Below are 23,891 nucleotides of genomic sequence, written 5' to 3'. Positions count from 1 at the left end.
TATCGAAGGCACGTTACCCGGTTTGTCCCGCGGTGCGGGAGCCGTAGTCCAGGTGATGGACATCATGCGCGCCGACCTGCACGCATGATGCTGCCCGACCTGCCCTGCCGCAACCGTCAGGGCGTTCCCGCAGGCAGTGTGCACAGGAGCCTATTCGCGGTTCCGGAGGGCACATTCTTGACCACGTTCTGCGTTGCGTCTTGGACAATTGCTTCGCTGACCGCATTGGGCGCGGCGTCGGGGTGCGCGGACCGGTAGAGAGTCACCGCACCCGCCGTCACCGCGGCGGCCATCGAGGTGCCGGACAGCGTCCCCGCATTCGCGGTACCGGCGATCGGCGCGGGGATGTCGACGCCCGGTGCGTACAGGTCGAGCGCCGTGCCGAAGTTCGAGAAGGGCGCGACCTGGTCCTGGACGTCCGTCGCACCCACGGTAAGTGCTTCTGGCACTCGCGCGGGCGAGGTTTGGCTGGCGTCAGTGCTTCCCTCCCCTGCCGGAACCACGATCGGCATCGCCGCAGCCACTCCCTTGACCGCGTCGTCGAGTTGCTCGTTCGGCACGCCGCCGATGCCGAGCACCGCGACCGCCGGTTGGTGTGCGTTCTGGGCTACCCAGTTCAGCCCGGCGATAATCGTGTCGGTCGCCCCACCGCCGGCCTGGTCGAGCACGCGGACCGGGAAGATCTGCGCGGCTTTGGCGACGCCGTAGCTGTGTCCCGCGACGATCCCCGCGACGCGAGTGCCGTGGCCGTTGGTGTCCGACGTGTCGGTGCCGGTGGTGAGGAAATCCTTGCCGGGCAGGACCCGCCCCTGCAGATCCGGATGTTTGGCGTCGACGCCGCTGTCGATCACGTAGACGGTGACTCCGGAGCCATCGGAGTCGTAGTGGTACTTCTGATCGAGGCCGGTTCGCTGGTCGATCCGGTCGAGGGCCCAGCTCGGCGGGTTGGCCTGAATCCCGCTCGCCGCCATCGCGGTCGGTTGCACTCCCGCTACCAGCAGAAATGTCAGAGTTGCCGAAAAAAGGCCACGCGCCGCTCGGTTCCGCATGCCTGCGTCGTATCCCGGTCGCCATCCAGCGGCAACTCGACGTCACACGATGGGCTGGTCCCTGTCCCGCGCCTGGCTGTGCTGAGGCACCAACCAGCGACTGGCAAGGAGACCGGGGCTGCCCCCTGTCGATGGTTCGTCGCTCCGTGGCGAACCGTTGTCCGTGGGGCGAGTCTGGCCGTCGAACGGCCAGTCGCTGATCGGCAGACCGGTCTCGCCACTGAACGGCTAAACACTGACCGACCGACGAGTTTCGCCGCCAAATGGCTAACCGCCGACCAATCGGCAAGTTTCGCCACCGAACGGCCCACCACTGACCAACCCGCAAGTTTCGCCGTTGAACGGCTAACCGCTGATCGGCCGACAGGTGTCGCCACTGAATGGCCAACCGCAGACCGGCCGACAGGTTTCGCCACCGAGCGGCCAGCCGTTGACTGGGTGACAGGGGTCGTCTCTGAGAGGCCAGCCGTTGACCGGGCGACAACTACTGCTGCTTCTCCTTCGTGGCGGGGACGTGCGCGCTCACCGACATCGTCGGCAGGTAGACCAGCGCGTCGAAGGCCTGCACGACGTCGACCTTCGTGAACATGTGCGCGTGCCGGATGCTGGACGGTCCGACTAGGCCTTGCGCTCGGTCTTGCCGCAAATCGACCACGCACGGTTCCGCGTCGGCCAAAACCGCTTCGGCGCTGCCCTCGGCGGGTGGTTCCAACTCCTGTGCGTAGACCCGGAACCCGAGACGTTCGCTCGCGTCCGGTTCGAGGCCGGTCGTCGTGCCGGTGCCCGCGGTCAGGCCGAGTGCGAAGTAGTCGTCGCCGAACTCCTCGGCGAGGTGGGTCCCTGCGGAAGGGAACGTCATGGTCGGCAATGCGGCGAACGGCACTCGCTGCAGGTGTCCGTTGTGGACCATCACGACGATCTTCTCGCCTTCGCCGTACACTTTGCGAAGCAGCTTCACGGTTGCGGCCATGTACGTGTCGCGCGACGACCCCTGGAGCGACGGTGCCGTTCCCGCCATCATCGCGCTCAGTTCGCGCAGGTACGTGTCGACGCGAAGCGCGCCGACCGCGTGGTGTTCGGCGATTGCGTATCGGGATGGCTCGCTCCGTTGCCGGTAAACTGGCGACAGGGAACGAAGGTGCGCGACGAGAGTCGTCAACGCAGCCGTGGCCGCGTCTCGCGCTGCGGCGTCCATTGCCGAATATCGGCCAGGCGCGACTGCGCTGCTGACCGCCGAGTACGGCTCGGATGCGGTGATCGCGGCGTCGACCAGCGGAAGCACCTCCGGGTCGACTTCCTCCACGAAGCCGCGGACGACCTGCAAGGCCGGTTGCGGCGAACCGCTCGAACTGGGCAGGTCGAGTCCGGAGAAGCGGACGCCGCCGTGGTCGCGCATCCACGTCAGCATTTCGTGCACCTCGACCGATTCGCCGAGGGAGAACGTGAATCCTTCTCGCGCGACCTCGGCGACCGTGCCGGGGCCGCCGTCCAGCCACTGCTGCACCAGGTCGCCCTCGGCGAATCCCGATTCGAAGCCGAGCACCGTGAACCCGTGGTCCTCGACGAGGCGGCGGAGCAACCGGGCGCGGAGTTCGCCGAACTCGCGGATGTGATGGTTGTTCTCGCCGATCGCGACGATGCGCGCGTCGCCGATCAGGCTGGTGATCGCGGCGACGTCGCCGTCCAGCGGCGAACGGGTGCTCAGCGGTGTCATACTGGGGACACTAACGCAACAGGGGTAGCAATTGGCAACCGAGTTACCGGGGACGAGCCGGCCGGGCGGGCGCACCGAACGCACGCGCGTCGCCGTTTTGCGGGCGACGCTCGATCTGCTGGCGGAGGTCGGGTTCACCGAACTGACGGTCGAGGCCGTCGCCGAACGATCGGGCGTGCACAAGACGACGGTTTACCGTCGATGGGAGTCGCGCGAAGGACTGGTCGCGGCCGCGTTGAGGTTCGGCACTGCGGAACCGTGGAGTCCGGCGGACACCGGTTCGCTTGTTGCCGATTTGCGGCGAATGGCGTTGGACGTGGTGGACGCGTTGACCACCCCGGGGCACCGCGAGCTGCCGACGGCCGCGGTGCTGGCGGCGTTTCACTCGGAACGCGCGGCTGAAGCGTTGCGGGAGTTCTATCAGGACCGGCATGCCCGCGCCGCGGTGATCGTGGAGCGGGCGATCGCGCGCGGGGAGGTTCCGGCCGACACCGATCCGGACGAGGTGACGCGGACGGTGTGCGGGCCGGTGTTCTACCGGCTGTTCGTGTCGCGGGAACCGGTGACGGAGGAGACAGCCCGGGTCGCGGCGGAGGCTGGGGCCGCGGCGGCTCGGGCGGGGGTGCTGGGCAGGCGGTTGCCGGGGAATGGCGACGCGGGTTGATTTCGGGGTGCGGTGAGGGGCCTGTCGCCGGGAAACGGTGATGGGGCTGGGCGGTGGCTGATAGGAGTGGCTGGCTTTCGCCGCGGAACGGCGAATGCCAACTCGGGTCCGTGCTGGGCGGGCAGGTGCCGCTCAGCGGCGACGGGTCGGTTGGCGAGAGCTTTCGAACAGCCGTCAACACAGTGGCGAGGTCGAGTGTGCGGGCAGGCTGACCAGGTAGTCGCCGCTAGACGGCGACAGGCAGGGCCCCCACGAAGCCACGAAGCCACGAAGCCACGAAGCCACGAAGCCACGAAGCCACGAAGCCACGAAGCCACGAAGCCACGAAGCCACGAAGCCACGAAGCCACGAAGCCACGAAGCCACGAAGCCTAGCCCTCCAGCGCCAACCGGTACCGGACCTCCTCCAAGGTCACCGCGCCATCCGACATCGTCTCTACCTTCGTCTTTCCGTCCGTGACCCACCCAGCCCGTTCGTAGAACTTCCGGGCGCGGGTGTTCGTCGACAGCACCCACAGGGTCACCGTCTCGTATTGGGGCGTCAGGCGGCGCACGCATTCCTCGTGCAGGGCGCGGCCCAATCCCTGGCCCCACGCGGACGGGAGCAGGTAGATCGACGACAGTTCGCCCGTTTTCGGGGTGGCGTCGTCGTCCCGGCTGGGGCCGAAGACGGCGAAACCGGTGATTCCGTCGCCGGAGCTTGCCGTCAGGACGGTGTGCGGGCGGGAGGGGTCCGCCAGGCTCGAAGACCAGAAGTGTGTCCGCTTCTCGATCGACAAGGCGGACAGGAAAGCGTCCGGCAGCAAGCCTGCGTAGGCCGCTTGCCAGGAGCCGACGTGGACGGTTGCGATGGCTGCCGCGTCTTCGGGGGTCGCGGGGCGGATCACGTGGTCGGGCACCAAGTCCTCCAGTGGCTCGGCGAGGCGGCGATCGGGCAAGGGGCAGTTCAGCACAGAAGCCGCACAGCCCGCAGGCGATTTACCGGAGTGGCCACAAAGGACAGTCGGCGGGGAGAGTGTGTTCGGGCAAGGGTTCCGGGAGTTCGGGACATCACCGAGCCGGAGGCGGCGGTTCCTCGCCCGTCCAGCCGATAGCCTCCCGGGATCGGCGGGGGGGCAGGCCCCGCTTGTCCGTCATGCCCGTGCGCACCAGGAAATGGGACAATAGATGACCAACCCGTTGATCGCGCCGGTCAAGGAGACGTCGGCGATGGCCGGGGTTCCGTTGCTGGAGGACGCGACGGGCCTGAAGGACGCGATCGAGAGCAAGAACTGGGCGGCGGTCGCGATCGGGGCGGTGGGGACCGCGCTGGACGTGCTGACCGCGGTGATGGATCCGTTCGGCGCGATTTTCGCGGCGGGGGTCGGGTGGTTGATGGAGCATGTCGGGCCGTTGAAGGAGGCTCTCGACGCGCTGACCGGCAATGCGGACGAGATCAAGGCCCAGGCGGAGACGTGGACGAACGTCGCGAAGGAGCTTGAGGGCGTTTCGGCGGAGCTGACGGAGCTGGTCAAGAAGGACCTGCAGGACTGGCAGGGCGAGGCGGCCGATACCTACCGCAAGAAGGCCGAGGACACCTCTGCGCTGATCGCGAGTGCGCAGAAGGGCAGCGAGGGCGCGGCGAGCGGGGTGAAGACCGCGGGGGAGATCGTCGCGGCGGTGCGGTCGTTGGTGCGGGACACGATCGCCGACCTCATCGGGCATTTGATCTCGTGGGCGTTGCAGGTGGTGTTCACGCTCGGGATCGGGATGGCCTGGGTCGTGCCGCAGGTGATTTCCGCGGTGGCGAAGACGGCGTCGAAGATCTCGCAGGTCACGACGAAGCTGGTGAAGGCGCTCAAGGCGTTGATCCCGCTGCTGAAGAAGGCCGGGACGCTGTTCGGCGACGCCGGAAAAGCCTTGAAGGGCCTCAAGGGCGGCAAGACAGCCCCGGCGCACCCGCCCAAGGACATCAACGTCAAGCCCGCGAACAGCAACCGTTCTCACCCCGGCGGGGACGAGGGCACGCACACCTCCAGCGCCGGGGGCGGCGGCGGGCACCACGGCGATTCCGGCAGTACCCACCCGGGCGGCGATCACGAAAGCGGAGGGCCGGACGGCCCCACGTCGGTCTCCGGCAGTCCGAACAGGGGCGGGAACGGCGGCGGCAGCTCCCGGTCGCTGGACAAACAGGGCGAAAACTCGCGCGGTCTCGACAACATCTGCACCACCGGCGACCCGGTCGACGTCGCGAGCGGCCAGATGGTGATGGCCGAGACCGACGCGACCTTTCTCAGCGCGCTGCCGATGGTCTTCGAGCGCACGCATTTCTCGTCGTTCCGTGCGGGCGGCTGGCTCGGCCCGGCATGGGTGTCCACTTTGGACGAACGGGTCGAGGTGCACGACGACCAGGTGTGGTTCGCCGGCGCGGACGGGATCGTGCAGGTGTTCCCTCGGCCGCGCGGCGACCAGTGGGTGGCTGCCGAGCACGGGCCCGCGCGGTATCTCGCCGAGGAGCCCGGCGGCGGGTTCGTCCTCGAAGACCGCGAAGGCGAACGGGTCCTGACCTTCGAACGAGGCAACGGTCCGGTGCGGCCGATCCGGTCGATCAGCGGCCGCGGCAAGGAGTACATCCACTTCCAGCGCGACCGGCACGGCACGCCGATCGCGATGCGGCACAGCGGCGGCTACCTGATCCAGATCGCCACCGAAGGCGGGCTCGTGACCGGGCTGTCCACGGTGACCGGCGACGGGGTCGAGGTGCCGCTGGTCCGCTACGGCTACACCGACGGCAATCTGACCGAGATCGTCAACGAATCCGGGCTCCCGTTCCGCTACGCCTACGACAGCTCGGGCCGGATTGTCGAATGGACGGACCGCAACGGCGAGTGGTACCGCTTCCACTACGACCGCGAGGGCCGGGTCGTGCGCACCGAAGGCTCCGGCGACTGCCTCACCGTCACCATGGAATACGACCTGGCCGCGCGGATCACCCACGTCGTCGACTCGCTGGGCCGCCGCAGTGCCTACCGCCTGAACGAAACCGGCCGGGTCGTGCGCGAAGTCGACCCGACCGGCGCGGCGCGTTCCTACGAATGGGACGCGCTCGACCGGCTGGTCGGCGAAACCGACGAACTGGGCAGGCGGCGGGCCTACCGCTACGACGAGATGAACAACCTGGTCGCCCTCCGGCGGCCGGACGGCACGGAATTGACCATCGAGCGCGACGATTTCGGCCAGGCGGTCCGCATGGTCGAGGCGCCAGGCGTCGAAACCCGGTGGGAATACGACGAACGCGGCAACGTGACCCGCGTCGTCGAACCGGGCGGCGGGACCACCAGCTACACCTACGACGAGTGGGGACACATCGCGTCGGTGACCGATCCGAACGGCTCGACGCTGACCGTGGTGTCCGACGACGCGGGCAATCCGATCACCGTCACCGACGCCCGCGGCGCGACGACCGCCTACGCCTACGACTGCTTCGGCAGGCTCTCCGCGATCGTCGATCCGAACGGTGCGACCGAGGAATTCGGCTACACCATTGACGGCGCGCTCTCCTGGCATCGCCTGCCGGACGGATCGACCGAGGAATGGCGCTACGACGGCGAAGGCAACAACCGCCTGCACTCCGACGCCGCCTCGGCGATCACCCAGCGCGAGATGACCCACTTCGACCTGGTCTCGGCCGAGATCCGGCCGGACGGCACCCGGCTCGAGTACACCTACGACACCGAACTGCGGCTCACCGCGGTGACCAACGAACAGGGCCAGGTCTGGCGCTACGAGTACGACCTGGCCGGCAACCTCTCCCGCGAGACCGATTTCGGCGGCGCGTCCTCGTCCTACCGCTACAACGCCGCCGGCGAGCTGACCGAAATCCGCAACGCCGAAGGCGAGGTCATCACCCTGCGCCGCGACGTGCGGGGCAACCTCGTTGAAGAGATCGTCGAAGGACCGTCCGGGACTCTGCGCACCCGCTTCGAGTACGACGTCCTCGGCGAACTCATCGCTCTCGACGACGGGACGACCCGCATCGAGTACACCCGGGACGCGGCGAGCCGGATCGTCCGGGAAACGGTCAACGGGCGCACCGTCCGCTCCGAATTCGACTCCTCCGGCAACCAGATCCGGCGGCAAACGCCGTCCGGGGCGGAAAGCGTCTGGGAATACCGCGAAGCCAGCGTCCCGGCCGCGGTGCGCGCCGCGGGGCGGACCACCCGGTTCGAGTACGACCCGGCGGGCCGCGAAACCGTCCGCGTGTTCGGGCAGGACGCGGCGATTCTCCGCTCCTGGACCCCGGCGGGACGGCTCGCCCGGCAGGCGGTCCGGTCCGCGAACGGCGAATTCGGCCAGGACCGGCAGTACCACTACCGGCCCGACGGCCTCCCCGACCGGATCGACGACGGGACGGCCGGGTCGCGCTGGCTCGCGATGGACGTCCGCGGCCGGGTGATCTCGGTGCGCGCCCGGGGCTGGAACGAGCAGTACGCCTACGACCCGACCGGACGGCTCGTCGACGCCGACTGGCCCGCGCCCGAGGAAGAGGACAGGCGCGGCAGGCGGGCCGGACCCGCTTCGGTGATCACCGAGGCCGGCGGCGTCCGCTACACCTACGACCAGGCCGGCCGGATGCGCACCCGGCGGCACGAGGACGGGCGGACCTGGACCTACACCTGGGGTCCGCTCAACCGGCTCGTCGCGGTCGAGGTCCCGGACGGCACGCGGTGGCGCTACACCTACGACCCGCTCGGCCGCCGGATCCGCAAGGAGCATTTCGCCGCCGACGGGACGACGCTGCTCGAACGCGTCGACTTCGCGTGGGACGGCGAAACCCTGGCCGAGGCGACGACTTCCGGTCCGGCAGGCGCCGAAACCACGGTGTGGGACTACGAACCGGACAGCTTCGTGCCGCTGCTGCAGCGCCGGCGCACCGCTTCCGCGGACCAGCAACGCGTCGACGAACAGTTCTTCGCCATCGTGGCCGAACCGTCCGGCACGCCGACCGAACTGCTCGACGACCGCGGCGAGATCGCCTGGCAGGCCCGCAGCAGCTTGTTCGGCGTCGTGGTCGCCGAATCCGGCGGAACCGGGATCCCGCTCCGGTTCCAGGGCCAGTATTTCGACGAGGAAACCGGGCTGCACTACAACTTCCACCGGTACTACGACCCGGTGCTCGCCCGGTACCTCAGCCCGGACCCGCTCGGGCTCGGCGGCGGACTGGACCCGCACGCCTACGTCAGCAACCCGCACGTCTCGGTCGACCCGCTCGGTCTCGTCGGCGGGTCCTGCAACACGTCCCGCGGCCTCGGCGGCGGGCAGGGCCCCGGCGGCGGTTCACAGCGCGGCCGGAGCCGCCTGCGCTCCCCCAGCCCGGGCCCGAACGGGGAGCGGCGGGTGCGCTCCCCCGGCGGCCGGGTCTACCAGGAGGGGCCGCCGACCATCGCGGCCGGCGCGCGCAGGCGCGAGCACTACGGCTACAAGAACCTCTCGCACCGGCACTCCAAGATGCGGCCGCTGTTCGAGCAGCACGCCGTTTCGCCGCCGCCGCCGTTCCGCAGGCGCGGCGAGGACACGAAGTGGTACATGGACCCGAAGCGGCGCTACCAGACGTACGACTACCTGGGCAATCCCACCGGCATCGTCCGCGGCCACAGCAATGTCGTGATGGGCCACAACCCGTCGGCCGGAACCCACTTCAACCAGACCGGCATTCACCAGACTCCCGCGCAGAACTTCGCGCACAACTCCGACGTCCGGATCTTCAAGCACCTCGAACCGGCGAAAGCCTCCGCCGCGAGCGGATCCCAGGAGCCCAGGTTCAAGGCCCCGGACCCGTCGAACTCCAACCGGGTCTACTGGGACAAGAACCAGTCCGGCTACGTGGGCAATCCGGAGCACGACTGGGATCTGGTGCCGCCGAAACCGAGCCGGTCCTCAGGCGGCAGTTACGGCGGCGGGTCCGGCAGCTATGGCGGCAGCAGTTATGGCGGCAGCTACGGAGGCGGCAGCAGCCGCCGGAATCGCGGCTACGACTCCGACGACGACCTCTACGACGCCTGACCCGCCGAGAAAACCAGCAAAAAGGCGTGGCCCGGACTCCCGGGCCACGCCTCACCAGCGGAAGCCCGTCAGCTCTTCTCCAGGTACTCCGCCCGCTCGAGATCGACCACGTCGGCCACCATCTGCGCCAGACCCGGCAGCGACACCAGCTCCGGATCGCCCGTCACGAGTTCCTGGGCCTGCGCCCGCGCCTCGGTGATCAGGTCCTCGTCCCGCAGCAGCGACAACAGCTTCAGCCCGGACCGCTTGCCCGACTGAGCCGCGCCGAGAATGTCGCCCTCCCGGCGCAGTTCCAAGTCCAATCGGGACAGTTCGAACCCGTCCGTCGTGGACTCGACCGCGGCCAGCCGTTCGCGGGTGGACGTGCCGTCCAGGGTTTCCGTGACCAGCAAGCACAATCCGGGCACACTCCCCCGTCCGACGCGGCCGCGCAGCTGGTGCAGCTGGCTCACGCCGAAGCGGTCGGCGTCGAGGATGACCATCGCCGTCGCGTTGGGGACGTTCACGCCGACCTCGACCACCGTCGTCGCGACCAGGACCTCGACCTTCCCCGCGCCGAACGCCTGCATGACGGCGTCCTTCTCGTCGGTCGGCATCCGGCCGTGCAGGGCGGCGATCTTCAAGCCCTTCAACGCGCCGTTGGCGAGGTCCGGCGCGACGTCCAGCACCGCGAGCGGCGGGCGTTTGTCGCTCTTGTCCGACGGCGGTTCGTCGCCGATCCGCGGGCACACGACGTACGCCTGGTGCCCCTTGCCGACTTCCTCGCTGACCCGCTGCCACACCCGGTCGAACCACGCCGGTTTCTCCGCGACCGGCACGACCGTCGTCTTGATCGGCGAGCGGCCGACCGGCATTTCGCGCAGCGCCGAGATTTCCAGGTCGCCGTAGACCGTCATGGCGACCGTGCGCGGGATCGGCGTCGCCGTCATGACCAGCACGTGCGGGCTCGTCGAATCGGCCCCGCGCGAGCGCAGCGCGTCCCGTTGCTCGACGCCGAACCGGTGCTGCTCGTCCACGACCACGAGCCCGAGATCGGCGAACTGCACGGTGTCCTGGATCAGCGCATGCGTGCCGACGACGATGCCCGCCTCGCCGCTTACCGTCTCCAGCAACGCTTTCTTGCGTTCCTTCGCGCCCATCGACCCGGTGAGCAGCGTGATCCGGGTGGCGTTCTCGGCCGCGCCCAGTTCGCCCGCCCTCCCGAGGTCGCCGAGCATTTCGCGCAACGAACGCGCGTGCTGCGCGGCCAGCACCTCGGTGGGCGCGAGCATCGCCGCCTGCCGCCCGGAATCGACGACCTGCAGCATCGCCCGCAGCGCGACCACCGTCTTGCCGGACCCGACCTCGCCCTGCAGCAGCCGGTTCATCGGATGCTCGGTCGACAGGTCGGCCGCGATCTCGTCGCCGATCGCGCGCTGGCCCGCGGTGAGGTCGAACGGCAGCCGCTTGTCGAACGCGTCGAGCAGGCCGCCGTCGACGTGCGGGCTCGCCTTCGCCGGACGCGACACCGCGGAATGCCTGCGCTGCGCGAAAATCAGCTGCACGGCCATCGCTTCGTCCCACTTGAGCCGGTGCCGCGACGACTCCAGGTGCGCCCAGTCCTCCGGACGGTGGATGCCGCGCAGCGCGCGCTCGAGGCCGGGCAACCCGTGCCGCTTGCGCAGGTCCTCCGGCATCGGGTCCTCGCCGACCTCCAGCACGTCCAGCACCTGCCGCACGCATTTGGCGATCGACCACGTCGGCATGCCTTGCGCCGCCGGGTAAACCGGGATGATCTCGGCGAGGAAGTTGTCGACCGCCTCGGCCTCGCGTTCGGCGTCGAGGAGTTCGTACTCCGGATTGGCCAGCTGCAGCGTGTCCCGGAACGCGGTGACCTTGCCCGCGAACAGCCCGGTTTTGCCGGGGGCCAGCTCCTTCTCTCGCCACGCCTGGTTGAAGAACGCGCACGCGAGCCGTCGCTTGCCGTCGGTGATCACCATGTCGAGGATGGTGCCGTTGCGGGATTTCATCCGGCGCTTGCTGATCTTCTCGATCCGCGCCAGCACGGTCGCGTGCTCGCCCAGCTCCAGCCCGGCGATGTCGGTCAGTTCGCCGCGCTCGGCGTAGCGGCGCGGATAGTGGCGCAGCAGATCGGAAACCGTCTCGATGTCGAGCGCGGTCGACAGCGCCTTCGCCGTTTTCGCGCCCAGCAGCAGCGGGAGCTTGTCGCGAAGCCCGGCCATGATTATTCGACCCCCATCAGCAGCACAGCGTCGCTTTGCCCGCCCGCGTAACTCGTCAACTCCACCTCGGGGTGCTCCAGCCGCAGTTGTTCGGCGAGTTCGGCGGCCACCCTCGGCGGAGCGTCCGCCCCGCTCAGGACGGTGACCAGCTCGCCGCCGAGCGCCAGCATCCGGTTCAGCACGCTGACCGCCGCGGCGACGAGATTCGTCGCCGACGCCGGAGCGGGCTCGATGAGCACCACCTCGTCGTCGACCAGGCCGATCACGTCGCCGGACTGGGCCCGGCCCACCCAGGTTAGCGACTCCTCGTGCGCGATCCGCAGCTCGCCACGCCTCGTCGCGCCCGCCGCCTCGGCCATCGCGACGACGTCGTCGTTGACCCGGCGCTCCCCGTCGTGCACCGCGAGCGCGGCCAGCACCTGCACCGGCGACGCGCACGGGATCACCACGACGTCGCGCTCGCCCGCCATCGGATGCCCGGCCGCGGCGTCGGCGGCCGCGGTGAGATCGGGGCCGCCCGGCAGCACGCTCAGATGCTGTCCGGCCGCCTCGTTGAACAGTCCGATCATGTCCTCGACGCTGGGAAGCTCGCCGTCCGGCACCGCCAGCACCGCGACGCCCTCGGCCCGCAGCAGTTCGGCGAGGCCGCCGCCGCGCACCACCGCGACCACGGACCGGTCGAGGCCGCCACCCGGTTCGATCGGCGTCGGCGTGAGCAGCGGTTCGACCCGGATCTTCCGCGGCCTGCCCAGCTGCAGCCCGGCTTCGATGGCCGCGCCGATGTCCGCGCAATGGACGTGCACCGCGTGGCTGCCAGAACCGTCTCCGGCCACGGTCACGCTGTCGCCGAAGCCGCTCAGTTCCTTCCGCAACGCGGGCAGCCGGGCCTCGTCGACCTCGTCCAGCAAGTACATGACCTCCCACGCGTACGGCGCCTGCTCCGGCAGCGAAGCGACCGCCTTCAGGTCGTGCCCGGGATCCACCGGTTCGCCGGTGATCACTCCGGCCAGCGCGTCGAGCACCGCGACCAGACCGCGGCCCCCGGCGTCCACAACCCCGGCCTTGGCCAGCGCGGGCAGCTGCTTGGGCGTCTCCTCCAAGGCCGCCGCGGCCACGGTGACGACCTCGCGCGCGACCTCGGGCAACGTCCGCGTCGAACCTCGGACGGCGGCGGCCACGGCGTGCAGGACGGTCAGCATCGTCCCGGCGACCGGCCTGCTGACCGCGCCCGTGGCGGCCTGGTCCGCCTGCCCGAGCGCGGCGGCGAGACCGGCTCCGTCGAGGTCCCCGCCGGTGGCCGCCCAATCGGCCATCCCCCGCATGACCTGGGAAAGGATCACGCCCGAGTTGCCCCGCGCGTGCGCCACCGCCCCGCGCGCCAGTACCGCCAGCGCCTCGGCCGCGCCGTCCGGTTCCGCCGCGGCGAGGGCCTCGTGCGCGCCAGTCATCGTGTACAGCAGGTTGGAGCCGGTGTCGGAGTCCGCGACCGGGTAGACGTTGATGCCGTCGATGGCCGTGCGCAGCCTGTCCAAGCTGCGCACAGAAGCCGCCGCCCAGCCCGACACCGCCGCCGCGTCCAGCACCCGCACCCCGTAACCTCCTAGCCGGTCCCCGCGAGGGTAACGACCCCGCGGCAAGGCCCCCGAGACCACTCGTTACTATGGTCGAGTTGCCCGGCACGTTCGGGCGCGCATTCTTTGTCCCATATCCAGAGGAGTTCGACGTGGCTGCCGTGTGCGACGTCTGTGGCAAGGGACCCGGCTTCGGCAAGTCGGTCTCGCACTCCCACCGGCGTACCAACCGCCGGTGGAACCCGAACATCCAGGTTGTGCACGCGAAGGTCGGCGTGTCCCAGCGCAAGCGGCTCAACGCCTGCACCTCGTGCATCAAGGCTGGCAAGGTCGTCCGCGGGTAGCGACGGAAAACGAAGGGTGGCGAGTGCTCGCGGAGAGCGCTCGCCATTTTCGTTTTCCGGGTGTCTTCCGGGGGTCGAACCCCCGGGCCCCCGCCAGGGGGCAAGCCCCCTGGACCCCCGCGTGGGTCGCCTTCGGTTTGAGGCTTGCGGAGGGCGGTACGTGAGGGGAACCCTCAGTGAACTGGGCCCCGGAAGTTGGACTGGTTATGTAGAGGTTAGGCGGCGAGGGTCTGGGCCCGGTATTCGGCCGGGCTCAGGCCTTGGAGCGTGGTGGAGATGCGGGTGGTGTTGTACCAGTCGATGTAGTCGTGCAGTGCCGTGATGAACGTGTCGACGGTGTCGAACTTGGTGTGGTGGAAGAGTTCTTCTTTGAGGTGGCCGAAGAAGTTCTCGGCGACGGCGTTGTCCAGGCAGGTGGCTCGCCGGGACATCGACTGGGTCAGGCCGGCGTCGGCGAGCAGGGAGCGCCAGGAGGCGTGCCGGTACTGGAAGCCCTGGTCGGAGTGCACCAGCGGGCGGGCTCCGGCGGGCAGGGTCGCGATCGCGGCGCGCAGCGAGGAGTTCGTCAGCTCCAGCGTCGGGGACGGCCCGCAGGCGTAGGCGATCACGGACCGGTCGAACAGGTCGATCACGGGCGAGAGGTAGACCTTGCGGTCGCCGATGCGGAACTCGGTCACGTCGGTGACCCATTTGGTGTCCGGGGCCTCGGCGCCGAACTCGCGGTTGAGCAGGTTCTCGGCGGCCGTGCCGGGCCGGCCGGGCCAGGACCGGCGCCGGCGCGGCCGCCGGACCTGGCAGACCAGGCCGAGGGCGTTCATCAGCGCGAGCACGGTTTTCTTCGCCACCCGCCAGCCGGCGCGGGCCAGGACCGTGTGGATCCGCCGGTGCCCGTAGCGGCCGCGGGCGGCCTCGAACGCCTCGGCGATCGCGGCCTTGAGCCCGGCGTGCGGGTCGGGCCGGTCGGGCCGGGCCTGGTGGTAGAAGAACGTCGACCGGGCCAGGCCCGCGACCGCCAGCAGCACCGGCAGCGGATAGTCGGCCTTGAGGGCGGCGACGGCCTGGGTTTTCACCCTCGCCCCTGCTCCCTCAAGGCCCGCAATTTTTTTAGGTAGGCGTTCTCCGCCGACAGCCGCAGGTTCTCCGCCCGCAACCGCTCCAGCTCGCCGGGACCCGGCGAGTCCGCGACACCGGGCGGACGGCCTTTCGGCTTGGGCCGCAACGCGTCCTCTCCCTCGCGCCGATACGCCCGCGCCCAGTTCTCCACGAGTTTGGGCGAGGACAGCCCGTGCTCGCGCGCCAGCTCGGCCGCGGTCGCCTCGCCGCCGACATACCGGCGCACGACCTCCAGCTTGAACTCGAACGCGAACGACCGCCTGCCTGGCTTGTCCATCAGCGCTCCCGCGCTCCGCAGCCTCCAACGATCACGCAAGCGTCGCACGGCACCCGCCGACACCCCCAACCGGGACGCCACGGCCTTCGCGCCATACCCGTCCTCGAACAACGCAACAGCGGACGCCCGCTGCCACTCAGACAACGAACTGCGTGGATGCAACGAACCACTCCCCGGACAGCTGGAACTGGATTCCCAGTCCAACTTCCGGGGCGCAGTTCACAGGGACTCTGAGTCCCTCAGGGTTCCCCTCACGTACTTGAAGCTCCGGGGCGAGCGCGGGTTGCATTCGCCCCTTTTTCGTCACCGCAGGAAGTTCGCCAGCACCTCTCGCAGGGTCTCCGGCGCGTTCAGCACCCCGTGGTCCTGCCCCGGGATCTCCTCCCACCGCCCGTGCGCGACCGCGTCCGCGACGGCCTTCGCGGACGTCGTCATCCACGCCTCCCCCGCGCCGCCCGACAGGGACAGCACCGGGACGGTGATCGCGGCCAGCCGGTCCGTCGGCAGGTGGTTGCCGCGGCCGCAGACGGTCAGGTCGTACGGCAGCGTGTGCGCCAAGCCGACGAACCAGCCCCACACGGGGGCGGCCTTCATCGAGTCCACGATCTCCGCCGGGGTGCCGGTGCCCTCGACCAGGAACAGCTCGACCGCGCCGTCCCGGTCGCCGTCGGCCAGCCGGGCGCTCACCCGGTCCACCAGGTCTTCGGCGGGACGCGGCCGGTCGTCGCCGACGAACGGCGGTTCGTACACCGCGACCTTCGTGATCGGCAGGCCGCGCGCCGCCGCTTCGAGGGCCAGGATCGCGCCGGACGAGTGGCCGAACACCGCGGCCGAGCCGCCGACGGCCTCGATCAGCACCTCGAGGTCGTCGATCTCGCGCTCGACGGCGTAGACCTGCGCGTCGCCGCTGTCGCCGCGGCCTCGCCGGTCGTAGGCGATCGCGGTGAAGCCGGCGTCGGCCAGCACGGCGGCGAGCCCGGCGACGGTCGTCCGGTCGTTCACCGCGCCGCCGACGAGCAGCACCGGCGAACCCGAGCCGTAGGTGTCGAAGGCGATCGGGGTGCCGTCGGCGGACGTGACGGTGGCGGTCATGGCTTTCCTCCAGGGGTTCAGTCGTTGCTTACCCTGGTGGTCGGAGCCGGACGCCGGAACTGGACACGCCGCGTCAGGGAAGTTTCCAGTCGAGCGGTTCCGCGCCCTGCTGGACCAGAAGCTGGTTCGCCCGGCTGAACGGACGCGACCCGAAGAAGCCGTTGCGCGCCGACAGCGGGCTCGGGTGCGCCGATTCGATGCACGGCACGTCGCCCAGCATCGGCCGCAGGTTCCGCGCGTTGCGGCCCCACAGGATCGCCACCAGCGGTCCGCCGCGCGCGGCGAGCGCCTTGATCGCCTGCTCGGTGACCTGCTCCCAGCCCTTGCCCTGGTGCGAGTTGGACTTGTACGGCTGCACGGTGAGCGACCTGTTCAGCAGCAGCACGCCCTGCTCCGCCCACGGGGTCAGGTCGCCGTTGGACGGGGTCGGATGGCCCAGGTCCTCGCAGTACTCCTGGTAGATGTTGATCAGGCTCTTCGGGATCGGCCGCACGTCCGGGGCCACCGAGAAGCTCAGGCCGACCGCGTGCCCGGGAGTCGGGTACGGGTCCTGGCCGACGATCAGCACGCGGACGTCGTCGAACGGCTGCTTGAACGCGCGCAGCACGTGCTCGCCCGCGGGAAGATAGGTGCGGCCCGCGGCGATCTCGGCGCGGAGGAACTCCCCCATCGCGGCGACCTGCGCGGCCACTGGTTCAAGGGCTTTCGCCCAGCCGGCTTCGACGATTTCGTCCAGCGGTCGTCCAGTCACGGCCCGCGAGCCTAGCGCCACGTGCGCGGCGTCACTGTGGCGGGTCCAGCCTGCGCAACTCGGCCCGGAACCGGGCGCCGCGCCGGACATAGGAATCCACCACCGCGGCGATCTGGTCCTCCGAAAACGATTTGTTCGGCCGCGTTTTCGCCGGAACTCCCAGTGCGATCTCGCCGGTGCCGACCGTCGATTCGTACGACAGCACCGCGCCCGCGCCGACCATGCCGCCGTCCTCGATCACGCTTCCGTTCAGCACCACCGAACCGGACGCGATGAGGCAGCCGGTGCCGATCTTCGCGCCCTCGATGTGCACCGAATGCCCGACCGCCGACGACGGGCCCAGGATCGTCGGATGGCGCGCGGTGCAGTGGACGACGCAGCCGTCCTGCACGTTCGAACGTTCGCCGATCTCGATGTACCCGTGGTCGCCGCGCAGCACGGTCTGCGGCCAGACCGAGGCGCGCGCTCCGATCCGGACGTCGCCGATCACGGTGGCGTCGGGATGGACGTAGGCGTCCGGGTGGATGGTCGGGACCAGGTCGCCGAGCGCGTAGATGGCCAATGCCGCCTCCGGGTCAGTAGTCGGGCGCGAGATCCTTGCCGTAATACCGGCTTTCGGGCAGATCGCCGTAATAACCGAAAGCCGGGACCTCGACGTAGCCCGACGAACGGTAGAGGGCGATCGCCTCCGGCTGTTCGGTGCCCGTCTCCAGCACGACCCGGCGCCGTCCGGCGGCGACCGCGGTGCGTTCCAGTTCGGCGAGCATCGCGCGGGCGAACCCGCGGCCCCGCGCGGATTCGACCACGTACATCCGCTTCAGTTCGACGTCGCCGGGCCGGAACGTCGGCTCGGGACCGTCGTGCGCGCGCCACGCGCCGGACGCCACCGGCACGTCGTCCAGGTACCCGACCAAGAACAGGCCCCGCGGCGGCGCGAACTCCGCGGGGTCCATCGGGGTCTCGTCCTCGGAGCCGTAGCGGCGCACGTACTCCAGTTGCACCTCGGCCATCAGCTTGGCGGCGTCGGGGTGGTCGAAGGCGACGGCACGGATGTCCACGCCGCCAGCCTAATGAAGGGTCACTGCTGCCAGTGCTCCCAGCCGCCCTGCTGGTCGTACTCCCGTCCGTCCACGGTGACCCCGGAGCCGGGCATGGTGACCACGCCGATCTTGCGCCAGCCGTCGGGCAGGTCGTCGAACGGCGGGAAGGTCGCGACCAGCGCGTGGTCCTCGCCGCCGGTCAGCACCCACTGCAGCGGGTCCGCGCCGAGCGCGCTGCCGACCTCCTTGAGCCGCGTGGACACCTCGAGCAGCGCGGTCTGCACGTCGAGCCCGACCTCGGAGGCCGCGGCCAGGTGCGCGAGGTCGGCGAGGAGCCCGTCGGAGACGTCCATCATCGCCGTCGCCCCGGCGAGCGCGGCCTGCGGACCGGCCGCGTACGGCGGTTCCGGGCAGCGCTGCGCGTTCACCACGCCGACCGGCGACCGGAAGCCGCGGCGCAGCACCGCGAGCCCGGCCGCGGCCCAGCCGAGCCGTCCGCACACCGCGAGCACGTCGCCGGGGCGCGCGCCGGACCGGGTCACCGGTTCGCGGTCTTCGAGGTCGCCCAATGCGGTGACGCTGATCACGAGCTGCTCCGCGCTCACGAGGTCCCCGCCGGACACTCCGATGCCGACCGCGCCCGCCTCGGCCCACATGCCGTCCATGATCTCGGTCACGACCTGCGCCGGGGTGTCCGCCGGACACGCGATCCCGACGACCACCGAGGTCGGCTTCGCTCCCATCGCCGCGACGTCGGACAGATTCACCGCGACCGCCTTGCGCCCGACCTGCTCCGGGCTCGACCAGTCGAGCCGGAAGTGCACGCCGTGGACCAGCACGTCGGTCGTCACGACCACGCGGCCGTCCGGCGCGGCGAGCACCGCCGCGTCGTCGCCCGGTCCCAGCAGTGTCGACGGCGGCTGCGCGCGTCCTTCGGTGACCCGCCGGATCAGGCCGAACTCGCCTGCGGCGGCCACCGAGTGCTCGTCCGGTGACACCGGTCACCTCCTGTTTCCCTCGCCTGTGTCGGATCGGCCACCGACAGTCGGATCCCCTAGGTTTTTTCCAGGGCTGGCGCTACGTTGCCTACACCGTTCCTACCCCGACTCGATCGCCACCGACGAAAGGGCACGCCGTGGTCCACGCATACATCCTCATCCAGACCGAGGTCGGCAAGGCCGCCGCGGTGGCTGCGGAGATCGCCGGGGTCCCGGGCGTGACCAGCTCCGAGGACGTCACCGGCCCGTACGACGTGATCGTGCGCGCCGCCGCGGACACGGTGGACCAGCTCGGCCAGCTCGTCGTCGCCCGCGTGCAGAACGTGGAAGGGATCACGCGCACGCTGACCTGCCCGGTCGTCCATCTCTGAGCCGTGGTCCACTGAGCCGGTGGCAGACACCGACACCGGGGCTCCTCCGAAGGTCGTCCTCGTCGCCGCGTCGTTGCTCGTGGCCGCGCTGGCGGTCGCGGTCGCGGTCGTCGCGCTGACGAAAAGCTCCTCCGGGCAGCCCGAGCCGAACCAGCCGCTCGCGCTCGTCTCCGTTCCCGCGCCGCAGGCCGGGTCGCCGGACTGCGCGAAGCTGATCGCCGGGGTCCCGGCCACGCTCACGTCGAACGGCAAGGAACTGTCGCCGCGCACGCTCGCCGAGCCCGCGCCGAAGGCCACCGTCGCGTGGGGCGAACCGGACCCGGTCGTGCTGCGCTGCGGACTCGAACGCCCGCCGGAGCTCACCCAGACCGCACAGCTGCGCGTGGTCAACAAGGTGCAGTGGCTGCAGATCGAGCAGGGCGGTTCGGCCACCTGGTACGCGGTCGACCGGCCGGTTTACGTCGCGCTGACCGTCCCGGCGAGCGCGGGCACGGGTCCGTTGCAGACCATTTCGGACGCGATCGCGGCGAAGCTGCCGGTCAAGCCTCTGACGTTCTAGCCGCGATCGTTTCCAGCGATTCGCCGGTGGTGCGCGGGCCGAGCACGGCCACGTCGATCATCAGCAGCACCATCGCGCCCGCGACCACGGCGAACATCGTCGTCGCGCCGGCCGAATGCAGGATCGGCAGCAGCACGAACGGCATCGCGGCGGTGGCCAGCCGGGACAGCGCGTAGGCCGAACCGGCCGCGGTGCCGCGCAGCGACGTCGGGAACAGCTCGCCCTGGTAGGTGTGGAAGGCGTTGGAGAAAACGTTGCTGACGGCGGTGTAGCAGAAGCCGAACACCGCGATCAGCACGCCGGACGTGGCGTAGCCGAAGGCCAGCCCGAACACCGCCATCGCCGCCGCGCTCGCGACGATCAGCCATTTCCGTTCCAGCCGTTCGATGATCGGGATGGACAGCGCCGAGCCGATCGGATAGCCGAGGAAGGTGAGCGCGCTGAAGGTCAGCGAGGTGACGAGGCCGAAACCCTTGGCCGCCAGCACAATCGGCACCAGCGAGCCGAAACCGTAGTAGCCGAACGACTGCAGCAGCTGAAAGACGTACAGCATCGCCGTGCGCCGGAACCACGGCGGGCGCAGCAGCGCCGACGCGCGCACCGGTTCGGGCGCGGGCGGTTCCGGCTCCGGTTCGGGCAACGGCTGGGGCGCGCTCGCTTCGAGCTTGCGCACGATCTCGTCCGCTTCGCCGGTTCTTCCTTGTGCGGCAAGCCAACGCGGCGATTCCGGCAGCGTGAACCGCAGCGCCCAGACGACCGCCGCACCCAGCGCGCCGATCACGAACAGCCAGCGCCAGCCGTCGACGCCGAGCGGCGCGTGGCCGACGAGCGCGCGGGCCAGGAATCCGGCGGCGGGGACGCCGCAGAAGCCGATGGTGTAAGCCCAAGCCGTCGCGCGGCCGCGGGCGCGGGCGGGCAGCAGGTCGGCGAGGTAAGCGTCGGCGACCGGCAGTTCGGCGCCGATGCCGATCCCGGCGATGAACCGGCAGATCACCAGCATCCACACGTCGGTGCTGAACGCGCCGAGCAGCGTGAACACCGAGTACAGGCCCAGCGTGAGCAGGAACGCGCGGCGCCGGCCGAGCCGGTCGGCCAGCCTGCCGAGGAACACCGCGCCCACGAAGGCACCGACGAACGCCGACGCCAGGACGTACTTCAGCGTCGTCGGGGTGACGCCGAATTCCTTGGTCAGGACGGTGCTGATGGTCGCGGCGAGGAACAGGTCGTAGAGGTCGAAGAAGGTGGCGATGCCGACCACTGCCACGAAGTACCGGTGCCGCCGGGTGACCGGGAGCCGGTCGAGCCGGGATGCGATCTGCACGCGCTGTCTTCCTTGCCGGGCTGGGGAGGTGCGGGAGCCATGGTAAGTCGCCGCGCCGGACCCGGCGCGCTCGTCAGCGCAGGCCGGTGCCCCGGGCGAGCGCGGTGTCGATCAGGGTCGACAGCAGCGTCGGGTAGTCCACCCCGGTCACCTCCCACATCTTCGGGTAGGCGGACTTCGTGGTGAACCCGGGCATCGTGTTGACCTCGTTGATCACCAGGTCGCCCTCCTCGGTCACAAAGAAGTCGACGCGGGCCAGGCCCTGGCAGTCGAGCGCGCGGAACGCCTCGACGGCCATCGCGCGCAGCCGGTCGGTGAGCGCGTCGTCCAGTTTGGCCGGGATGTCCAGTTCGGCGTCCTCGCCGAGGTACTTGGTTTCGAAGTCGTACCAGGCGTCCTCGCCCTCGGCGAGCACCCGGATCTCCGCCGGGAGCGACGCCTCGACGCGGCCGTCCGGGAATTCCAGCACGCCGCATTCGACCTCGCGCCCGCGCACCGCGGCCTCGACGAGCACCTTCGGGTCGGTGCGCCGGGCCAGCTCGATCGCGGCGTCCAGGTCGGCCCAGTCGGCGACGCGGGAGATGCCGACCGACGAACCGGCGCGCGAGGGCTTCACGAACACCGGCAGGCCAAGGCGTTCGCGGTCCGCTTCGGCCAAAGTGGACTGTCCGCGGCGCAGCGCGGCGTAGGTGCCGACCGGCAGCCCCTCCGCGGCGAGCAGCTTCTTCGCGTATTCCTTGTCCATCGCCGCCGCGCTGGCGAACACGCCGGGGCCGACGTACGGGAGGTCGGCGAGTTCGAGCAGGCCCTGGATGGTGCCGTCCTCGCCGAAGGCGCCGTGCAGCACCGGGAAGACGACATCGACGGTGCCGAGCACCTCGGTGGCCTGGCCCGGGTCGACCGTCCGCAGCTCGCGACTGGTCGGGTCGCCGGCGAGCACGAGCGCGCGGCCGGACTCGACCGACGGCAGCTCGCGGCCGCGGATGCTGAGCTGCTGCGGATCGCCGGTGCCGAGCACCCAGCCGCCGCTCGGCGTGACGCCGACCGGGAGCACCTCGAAGCGGTCCGGATCCAGGTTCGAGATCACGCTGCCCGCGGACAGGCACGAGATGGTGTGCTCGCTGCTGCGGCCCCCGAACACGACCGCGACCCGGATCTTTTCAGCGCTCATAGCCGGTCACCGTACCGGGTGAGCCTCGCCGACAGCGCGCGCCGGGGGTGTCTGCGCTGGTCGGGAGTGCCGAGCCGCTGGTCGGCGAGAGGCGAGCGCGAACCACGTCACCCCGCGCACGACCAGGAACGCCGTTCCGGCCAAAACGAGGACGGTGAAGTCCGGCAGGGTCTCGAACGCCACGTCCACCGGCAGCCAGCCGCCGTAGCTGAGCGTGCCGACTCCGACGAACACCGCCCCGTACAGCGCGGCCGCCGCGAGCAGATGTCCGACCAGCGGGCGCACTGCCACGCGACGGAAACCCTTGTCGCGCAACAGGTCCGGCAGCTTCCGTGCGCGACGGATTTGTCGGCGGGTCGCCAACACCATCGCGGCGAGGACGAGGAGGGCGGCGCCGTCGAGGACGCCGTAGGTCAGCCAGAAGCCGTTGCCGATCTCCGGGGCCGGCGCGCCGGCGAGGATCGCGAGGGTGTGGTGGAACGGCGCGCCGTTGTCCAGCAGTACCGGGTTGCGCGAGGTCAGCACGACCAGGCCGACCCGCTGGTCCGGCAGGTAGCCCAGGTTGGCGTGGTAGCGGGTCAGGTCGCCGTCGTGCTGGACGACCGGCTGGCCGTGGAGAGTGCCGGTGCCCCAGCCGAATCCGTAGTGGTCGATGCCGTCGATCGCGTGGTCGTCGCCGGTCGGGACGGCCGCGCGGTGCATCAGCCGCAGGCTTTCGGCGGACAGCGGCCGGGCGCCGCGGTAGGCGCCGGTCATCTGGAAGGTCAGGTAGTGGCTGAGGTCCTCGGCGGTCGAGACCAGGTAGCCGTCGGGCCGGGCGCCGGGGAAATCGGGCGTTTCCCTCGGCACGTTCAGGCCGAACAGCACCGCCGAGCCCTCGATCAGGCCTGCGCGCCGGGCGTCGGCGAGGTTGGTGAAGGTGCGGTTCATGCCGAGCGGGGCGAGGACGTGCGCCTTGAGGTAGTCGGCGTAGCTCTGGCCCGAGACCTGCTCGATCATCAGGCCCAGCGTCGCGTAGTTCTTGTTGCAGTAGTGGAAAGCCGTGCCCGGGCGGGAGACCGGGACGACGTCGGCGAGTGCGCGGACTCGCTGCTCCAGCGTGGTTTCCGGCTCGTAGAGGTCGACGGTGCCCGCTTCGGTCGGCAGGCCGCTGGTCTGGTTCAGCAGCTGCCGCACGGTGATCGGGTCGTTCGCTCCGGCGGTGCGGAACCACGGCAGATACGCGGTGATCGGCGTGTCCAGACCGACCTCGCCCGCCTCGACGAGCTGCATGACTGCCATGGCGGTGAACGATTTGCTCAGCGAGCCAAGCAGAAACGGCGACTGCGGCGTCACGTCGGAGCCGACCGCGCCGGTCGTCACCTTGCCGTCCGCGGACACCACCGCGTAGGACGACGGCGGCCCGCTCTCCAGTTCTGCGCGCAAATGCGCCACCGCCGGATCTGCCGGGCTGGTCGGTTGTGCCGAAGCTGGCACGGCGAACACCGCCAGCATCGCGGCCACGATCGCTGCCACCCGGATCCGCCAAGTCATCCCGTACTCCTCCGCACGCCGAACCGAACGGCAAAAGCCTCGCGGAGCAGCGGATCCCGC

Annotated in this window: 20 protein-coding genes and 1 pseudogene; 5 read left to right on the top strand and 16 right to left on the bottom strand. The window is 70.2% G+C overall.

Annotated features, from left to right (window positions below; all coding sequences use genetic code 11):
* Positions 1-116: 116 nt before the first annotated feature.
* Both SSMG_RS07065 and SSMG_RS07060 read right to left on the bottom strand, forming a co-directional pair.
* Entirely contained in the window at positions 117-986 is an 870-nt protein-coding gene (locus SSMG_RS07065) for a S8 family peptidase (protein WP_199785825.1), read from the bottom strand.
* Between the two features lie 547 nt (positions 987-1,533).
* Positions 1,534-2,763 (bottom strand): erythromycin esterase family protein, encoded by a 1,230-nt coding sequence (locus SSMG_RS07060; RefSeq protein ID WP_009074155.1) that lies wholly within the window; start codon positions 2,761-2,763, stop codon positions 1,534-1,536.
* A gap of 31 nt (positions 2,764-2,794) precedes the next feature.
* Here SSMG_RS07060 and SSMG_RS07055 point away from each other — a divergent pair, with 31 nt between their 5' ends.
* Positions 2,795-3,427, top strand: a complete 633-nt coding sequence (locus SSMG_RS07055; protein WP_009074153.1) for a TetR/AcrR family transcriptional regulator — start codon at positions 2,795-2,797, stop codon at positions 3,425-3,427.
* A 370-nt stretch (positions 3,428-3,797) separates the two neighbouring features.
* On the opposite strand, the gene SSMG_RS07050 is transcribed toward SSMG_RS07055, so the two are convergent.
* Entirely contained in the window at positions 3,798-4,325 is a 528-nt protein-coding gene (locus tag SSMG_RS07050) for a GNAT family N-acetyltransferase (RefSeq protein WP_050788402.1), read from the bottom strand.
* 268 nt (positions 4,326-4,593) lie between these two features.
* Between SSMG_RS07050 and SSMG_RS07045 the strand changes: the two genes are divergently transcribed.
* On the top strand, positions 4,594-9,468 hold the full coding sequence (locus SSMG_RS07045) for an RHS repeat-associated core domain-containing protein (protein WP_009074141.1): 4,875 nt from the start codon (positions 4,594-4,596) through the stop codon (positions 9,466-9,468).
* Positions 9,469-9,536: 68 nt separating this feature from the next.
* On the opposite strand, the gene recG is transcribed toward SSMG_RS07045, so the two are convergent.
* Both recG and SSMG_RS07035 read right to left on the bottom strand, forming a co-directional pair.
* Positions 9,537-11,690: an ATP-dependent DNA helicase RecG gene (recG, locus tag SSMG_RS07040; RefSeq protein ID WP_009074139.1), complete on the bottom strand. Its 2,154-nt coding sequence runs from the start codon at positions 11,688-11,690 to the stop codon at positions 9,537-9,539.
* Positions 11,691-11,692: 2 nt separating this feature from the next.
* Positions 11,693-13,279, bottom strand: coding sequence for a DAK2 domain-containing protein (locus SSMG_RS07035; protein WP_037712841.1), 1,587 nt, complete (start codon positions 13,277-13,279; stop codon positions 11,693-11,695).
* A 134-nt stretch (positions 13,280-13,413) separates the two neighbouring features.
* Between SSMG_RS07035 and rpmB the strand changes: the two genes are divergently transcribed.
* Positions 13,414-13,605 (top strand): 50S ribosomal protein L28, encoded by a 192-nt coding sequence (gene rpmB / locus SSMG_RS07030; RefSeq protein WP_009074135.1) that lies wholly within the window; start codon positions 13,414-13,416, stop codon positions 13,603-13,605.
* Positions 13,606-13,820: 215 nt separating this feature from the next.
* On the opposite strand, the gene SSMG_RS07025 is transcribed toward rpmB, so the two are convergent.
* From SSMG_RS07025 to SSMG_RS06995, 8 genes and pseudogenes are all read right to left on the bottom strand, one after another.
* Positions 13,821-14,675, bottom strand: a complete 855-nt coding sequence (locus SSMG_RS07025) for an IS3 family transposase (RefSeq protein WP_009077419.1) — start codon at positions 14,673-14,675, stop codon at positions 13,821-13,823.
* Positions 14,672-14,995, bottom strand: coding sequence for a helix-turn-helix domain-containing protein (locus SSMG_RS46700; protein ID WP_234392755.1), 324 nt, complete (start codon positions 14,993-14,995; stop codon positions 14,672-14,674). Before SSMG_RS46700 ends, SSMG_RS07025 begins: the two co-directional genes overlap by 4 nt.
* A gap of 39 nt (positions 14,996-15,034) precedes the next feature.
* Positions 15,035-15,106, bottom strand: a pseudogene (locus SSMG_RS47555) (hypothetical protein); the annotation flags it as partial.
* A gap of 192 nt (positions 15,107-15,298) precedes the next feature.
* A complete protein-coding gene (locus SSMG_RS07015; RefSeq protein WP_009074128.1) occupies positions 15,299-16,087 on the bottom strand; it encodes an alpha/beta fold hydrolase in 789 nt (262 codons plus the stop codon).
* Positions 16,088-16,160: 73 nt separating this feature from the next.
* A complete protein-coding gene (locus SSMG_RS07010) occupies positions 16,161-16,838 on the bottom strand; it encodes a uracil-DNA glycosylase (protein ID WP_009074126.1) in 678 nt (225 codons plus the stop codon).
* Between the two features lie 31 nt (positions 16,839-16,869).
* The gene (locus tag SSMG_RS07005; RefSeq protein WP_009074124.1) at positions 16,870-17,400 is read right to left on the bottom strand and encodes a gamma carbonic anhydrase family protein; all 531 of its coding nucleotides are present in this window, start codon (positions 17,398-17,400) and stop codon (positions 16,870-16,872) included.
* Positions 17,401-17,413: 13 nt separating this feature from the next.
* A complete protein-coding gene (locus tag SSMG_RS07000) occupies positions 17,414-17,896 on the bottom strand; it encodes a GNAT family N-acetyltransferase (RefSeq protein WP_009074122.1) in 483 nt (160 codons plus the stop codon).
* A gap of 20 nt (positions 17,897-17,916) precedes the next feature.
* Positions 17,917-18,876, bottom strand: a complete 960-nt coding sequence (locus SSMG_RS06995) for a thiamine-phosphate kinase (RefSeq protein WP_009074120.1) — start codon at positions 18,874-18,876, stop codon at positions 17,917-17,919.
* A gap of 137 nt (positions 18,877-19,013) precedes the next feature.
* Here SSMG_RS06995 and SSMG_RS06990 point away from each other — a divergent pair, with 137 nt between their 5' ends.
* Together SSMG_RS06990 and SSMG_RS06985 are read left to right on the top strand one after the other, a co-directional pair.
* Positions 19,014-19,247 carry an Lrp/AsnC ligand binding domain-containing protein gene (locus tag SSMG_RS06990; RefSeq protein WP_009074118.1) on the top strand — a complete coding sequence of 78 codons (234 nt, stop codon included), beginning with the start codon at positions 19,014-19,016 and terminating at the stop codon, positions 19,245-19,247.
* A gap of 19 nt (positions 19,248-19,266) precedes the next feature.
* Positions 19,267-19,806: a DUF3515 domain-containing protein gene (locus SSMG_RS06985; RefSeq protein WP_009074115.1), complete on the top strand. Its 540-nt coding sequence runs from the start codon at positions 19,267-19,269 to the stop codon at positions 19,804-19,806.
* On the opposite strand, the gene SSMG_RS06980 is transcribed toward SSMG_RS06985, so the two are convergent.
* The 3 genes from SSMG_RS06980 to SSMG_RS42275 all read right to left on the bottom strand — a co-directional run bounded on the left by SSMG_RS06980 (position 19,787) and on the right by SSMG_RS42275 (position 23,831).
* Entirely contained in the window at positions 19,787-21,127 is a 1,341-nt protein-coding gene (locus SSMG_RS06980; RefSeq protein ID WP_009074114.1) for an MFS transporter, read from the bottom strand. The genes SSMG_RS06985 and SSMG_RS06980 overlap by 20 nt on opposite strands.
* A gap of 73 nt (positions 21,128-21,200) precedes the next feature.
* A complete protein-coding gene (locus SSMG_RS06975) occupies positions 21,201-22,298 on the bottom strand; it encodes a D-alanine--D-alanine ligase family protein (protein ID WP_009074113.1) in 1,098 nt (365 codons plus the stop codon).
* A 6-nt stretch (positions 22,299-22,304) separates the two neighbouring features.
* A complete protein-coding gene (locus SSMG_RS42275; RefSeq protein ID WP_009074112.1) occupies positions 22,305-23,831 on the bottom strand; it encodes a serine hydrolase in 1,527 nt (508 codons plus the stop codon).
* Positions 23,832-23,891 lie beyond the last annotated feature (60 nt).

The organism is Streptomyces sp. AA4 (assembly GCF_000158875.1).
In the GTDB taxonomy this organism is placed as follows: Bacteria; Actinomycetota; Actinomycetes; order Mycobacteriales; family Pseudonocardiaceae; genus Amycolatopsis.
The sequence above is the reverse complement of the archived record's forward strand: the minus strand, read 5'-3'. Positions and strand labels throughout refer to the sequence as shown.